Below are 5,006 nucleotides of genomic sequence, written 5' to 3'. Positions count from 1 at the left end.
CAGTGATCCTTGCTGGTCAGGCATCTCAGGCGCTGACACGAATTACTCGCGCCGTATCGAGCATTGAACAGATGAACAAACAAATCTCAGGGGCCGCGGAGCAGCAACGGGTTTTGGCGGAACAGGCTAGCCAGAACATAGTTCGGGTGCGCGAGGTGGCAGAGGAGAGCGCCCAAGAAAGTGTGAAGTTGCAAAATTTGACTCTCGAACTCCAGCAGGTGGATGCAGAGTTGAATGCTGCGGTCGGGCACTTTTGCACATAAATATTAACGGTTAGTGCGAAAAGTTTTCTTCATTGGATAGCTGAATAGTCGCGGCCGGATAAAAGAGCTTGGGCTGCGCTTGCATAGTGCAGGTCGCCTTGTCTTGGACTGACGACCTCACGCGTGGAGGTTTAAATGACGATGCCATTCGAACGGAGCAGGTCAGTCGCACAAACTCATGCTTTCCTGACGGAGCTCTGGACCCAGAGTGGGTATCGTGGTTTCAAATCAATGGTTGCGAGTGAAGCCCTTCATCCACGCTAAATACCGCTAATATCAATTGCGAAAGCTTGCGAGAGAAAGGGAGGTCGGGTGAGCGAATACCAAGGCATGCGCTGGTTCAAAACAGATTTTCAGATCCAGACGCCAGAAGACAACAAGCACTGGGCGGATGATGACTTGCGTCTGCTGAGCCCTCGGCGGCCCCTTCAAAACGGTGTGCCTAACGAGGAAGATATTCAGAGCAAAGCCAAGCGCTTTCTTAAACGCTGCCATGAGCTTGAACTGGAAGTGATTGGCATCACCGACCACAACTTCGCGGAAAAATCCGAGCCACGCGACTGGTTCCTCACCCACCTGGTTGAGCAGAATAAATCGGTCGCCAAGGAGCTTGGCCGTGCGCCCCTTTTCATTCTGCCCGGTTTTGAAGTCGACATCGGCTACCACGTCTTATGTCTGTTCGACCCCGCCACCAAAATGCGCCACGTGCAACGCGTCAACATGATCCTGATCAAGTTGGGTTTGGCGGAGAACCAGCGCTTCAGGGGGGGTGAACCGACGGCGCTTCGCCGAGGCGAGCAGGCGATCAGCTTGAAAACGCTGCTCGACACGGTGCAGAAGGAGCATGGCGGCATTGTGATCGCGGCGCATGCCGATCAGCAGGATGGTTTGCTGTCCGCTTCGCGAAATATTGATGACTATCAATTACCAGGCTTGCTCGCGTTAGAGTTGACCGGCTACCCCATTTCAGAGAAATACCGCTCCATTCTCCAGGGGCGCAACAAGGATTGGTCGCGCGCCGGACTACAACCAGCCTATGTGCAGTCCTCTGATGCAAAGTCGCTGAAAGCAGATGCAGAAGGCCGCCCCTTGCCGAATGCGCTGGGTTATCGTCACACGTGGGTCAAGTCGTCCAAACCGTCGATTGCCTCGCTACGGCAAGCGTTTCTGGATGGAAAATCACGACTGCGACTGCAGCTCCTACGTCCCTCAGATGAGCAAACCCATCCGCGGGTCGTGTTTCTGAAGTGCCAGGGACTCAAATTCCTCGCCGACCTGGAAATCCACTTTTCACCGAATCTCAATACCTTGATTGGTGGGCGAGGGACGGGGAAGTCTACGGCGCTGGAACTCCTTAGGTTCGCGTTCGGCCGGGATCAAGGCGATACCTTCTCGGACTCGACGCGTGCGAAGTTCGATCGGGTAAAAGCCACCTACACCGATGACTCTGAAATTCAGGTGGGCTGGGAAAGTGTTCCAGGTCAGGTCGATATTATCTCGCTGAAGCCGCAGCAGGGGCATGCACTGCTGCAAGGGGAAGCTCACGACCTCGCGGTGTACCTGCAACAGCTACCCGTTCAGTTCTACAGTCAGCAGCAAATCAGTGAGCTAACCGGTGTCCATGGTGGCGGCAGTCTGCTGACGATGATTGATGAGGCCTGCTCAGCAGAGCTACAAGGACTGAAAGGTCAAGAAGACACTTTGCATGCCGAGATCCAACAACTGTTCGCGGCCATGGATCAGCTCAGCGCCTTGAACACGGAGGTCAAGGTCCTCAATCAAGAGCTCCAGGAGTTAAACCGCCAGTGGCAAGCTCGCAGTGAGGTGTTGGAGGAGGCTCAACTTTACCAGCGAGCGGAAACTGCTCGGCGTTACGTCGAACAGGTCAAAAGCCAAGTGACTGAGGATATCAATCGCTTGAGCACGCTGGCTGGTGAGCTGTCTTCTCGTGGCATTTTGAATGACGGACGGGTTGAGGCATGGCCCAGGGCCGATTGGTTCAATGCGTTGACTCAAGAGGCCGCTGCGCTTAGGCAGAGCTACCAGGCACAGGTGGCGGCGCTTGCGCAGCAGATGCGCCAAGACGCGACCCAATTATTTGAACAAGGGGACGGTTGGGATCAAATCTCGGCGGCGCTGGATGGCACCAAAGAAGTCTTTTTATCCGCTTGTCGTGAACGGGGTCTACAACCACAAGATGTCGCGCGGTTGCAGGATATTGACAAGGCTCGTCAGGCCAAACAGCAATCGTTGCAAGACAAGAAAAAGCGCCTAGACGTACTGGCTCCGCAACGCGACCGCCTGAGTGCGGCGTTACACGACATGAGCCTGCTGTGGGTTCGTCAGTTTACGCTTCGCCAGCGTGTTGCCGCAGAGATCAGTGACAAGGCTCGAGGCTCTATTCGCGTGTTGATTCAGCAAATGGCGGATGATCAAGGCTTTCTTCAAGCATGGAACCTCATGGCGCCCGATGGTCGCAGTCGGTTAGGCCGGGCATGGGAGCACATTGGCAAGGTGTTGTTTGAAAGTTTTCTGCAACACCTGAAAGAAGTTCAGCCCGAGGCTGATTCGCCCTGGCTGCATATTCGAGAAGTCCTTGCTGAAGATCGTCAGCTGCCGTTACCCCTGCTGGAGTATAAGGCAGAGCTAAAACTCTACTTCAACGAACAAAAGAATCAATGGCGCAATGCCCGGCTAACCCGGGTTGAAGAGCGAGTCGATATTGAGTTGTACCGGGCGGATCGAACGTTGGTGGGAAGCGTGCAGAGCAATGCCTTGTCAGAAGGGCAGCGAAACACGGCGGTGTTGAATTTGCTGTTGGCCAAAGGGGAGGGGCCAATCATCATTGACCAACCAGAAGACGAATTGGATTCCAATTTCATCTATCGAGAGTTGGTGCCACTGCTGCGCCAAGTGAAGAACCAGCGTCAGTTAATCTTGGCCACGCATAACGCCAACTTGCCGGTGAATGCCGACACGGACCTGGTATATGCCTTGGAGGTTGCACAGGGTCGAGGCGCTAGGCTTGCCGCGGGTGGGCTCGATCAGACAGATACCACGACCGCAGTGCTCGATATCATGGAGGGATCCGCAGAAGCTTTTAAGCGTCGACTCGATAAATATAATTTCTAGGGTGTAGCGCTCGGCGAAGCACACTGAACTAAATGTCCGCGTTTGGCCGATTCTGTTGAAAAAGTCGGCCATGGTTTGCGCATCGGAAAAGTACGCGTCCGAGATTGAAATCTTTACTTTTTGGCAGAGGCTTCCGGACTCGGATTTTACGTAGCAGCGTGCAAAAGAGGTGTTTTCGCCCACCAGTATTCGAGCATTTTGGGGAAGCCGACTTTTTCAACAGAATCGACCCAAAGCGGACGATGGCGACAGGCAAAAATCGGCCAGGAGCGGACGTTTAGAGCAACTAGAATAAATTCTGGTCCTCTTTTTCTTCTTAGCACGACACCTAAAAAGTCCATCAACCGGACGCCCAAATGCTACGCTTTTGGGCTCCCTCCGCTGCGCTCCGGCGCCGGTTATGTCCAACATTAGGAGTGACGGATGCTTAAGAAACTACTTATTGGAATCTTTACGGCAGGAGCTGCGGCAGCTTCGCCTGCAACCACTCACCACATCTTTGGCAACAACGTCTTTTCGCTGGACGCTCCAGCAATTTTCACGCGCAACGCTGGGACAGAGACGTTCCAGTTGGTAGCAACAGACGACCTCGCTGCAMTTACGGCCACTGCTTACGCAAAAGCCGACGGCTCACTGGACGAGTTCTGCGATTATCGCTTCTCGACTGTCGAGGATTTCTATAGGGCTATCTCAGGGCCGCGTGTATTTCAGGCCGCTCAAGCCTCAGGCAAGACTCAAGAGTTTGAAGGYACTTGGCCCGGCGAGAGCCGACCCACCTATTATGTCGTTTCGTGCCTTCAGACTGGCAATGCATACGTCTCGCTAAACATAGTCACTACGAGGCAACATTACGCAGCCTATCGCGCCCAGTACGATGCAATGCTTGAGTCCATCCGGCCCGGCACCTAACAATTCTAGGCCGACGCGCGCTGCTCGCGGACTAAACCCCACCAAAACGAATGTCTGCAACGGGTCGACTATTGCCCTTCGTGACAGGCAGAAATCGGCCGATTCTGTTGAAAAAGTCGACCATGGTTTGCGCAGCAGAAAAGTATGCGTCCGAGATTGAAATCTTTACTTTCGACAGAGGCTTGCGGACTCGGATTTCACGTAGCAGTGTGCAAAAAAGGCGTTTTAACCAGTCGATGACCGGGCTGTTTGGGCGAACCGACTTTTTCAACAGAATCGGCCAGAAGCGGACGGTCAGAAATGAGCTTCTTACGGGCAACACCAAGCTAGATTCGAGTCCCGATGTATCTACGAAATTGGGGCGATTCAGACCTCACAGTCGGGGCGCAACGCTGGCGCGGGTGACGCCAAGGCTTTTTAAAACATCGTTAGGCCCAATGTCGAGCAGGTTTTACCTTTGATCTCAGAGTGATCTGAGGTATTGCGAAACGGAAATCTTTTTACCGCAGTTCGAAAAGTTTGCAAGGTGACGTGCAGCCTCGTCCTTGCTCCAGCCTTTCTCTGCCATAACCCGTTTCATAAAGAGACTGTTCAAATAGTTTTTGATAACTCTGGAACTATTAATTGCCCTAGACCTTACTTTACCCATCTAATTCGTTTCATTTATTTTAGGTATCGCACATTCTTGAAACGCTTTAAATC

2 protein-coding genes and 1 pseudogene are annotated in these 5,006 nt (G+C 53.2%); all 3 read left to right on the top strand.

The window, feature by feature from the left end; translation table 11 throughout:
* Positions 1-263 (top strand): annotated as a pseudogene (locus AC1DRN_RS29625) (methyl-accepting chemotaxis protein); the annotation flags it as partial.
* 312 nt (positions 264-575) lie between these two features.
* Positions 576-3,395, top strand: a complete 2,820-nt coding sequence (locus AC1DRN_RS29620; protein WP_223457577.1) for a TrlF family AAA-like ATPase — start codon at positions 576-578, stop codon at positions 3,393-3,395.
* 423 nt (positions 3,396-3,818) lie between these two features.
* Positions 3,819-4,304: a hypothetical protein gene (locus tag AC1DRN_RS29615; protein ID WP_477786904.1), complete on the top strand. Its 486-nt coding sequence runs from the start codon at positions 3,819-3,821 to the stop codon at positions 4,302-4,304.
* The last annotated feature ends 702 nt before the right edge of the window (positions 4,305-5,006 follow it).

The organism is Pseudomonas sp. P5_B3 (assembly GCF_056400405.1).
Note: the sequence above shows the minus strand (reverse complement) of the source record. Positions and strands in the feature narration are given on the sequence as shown.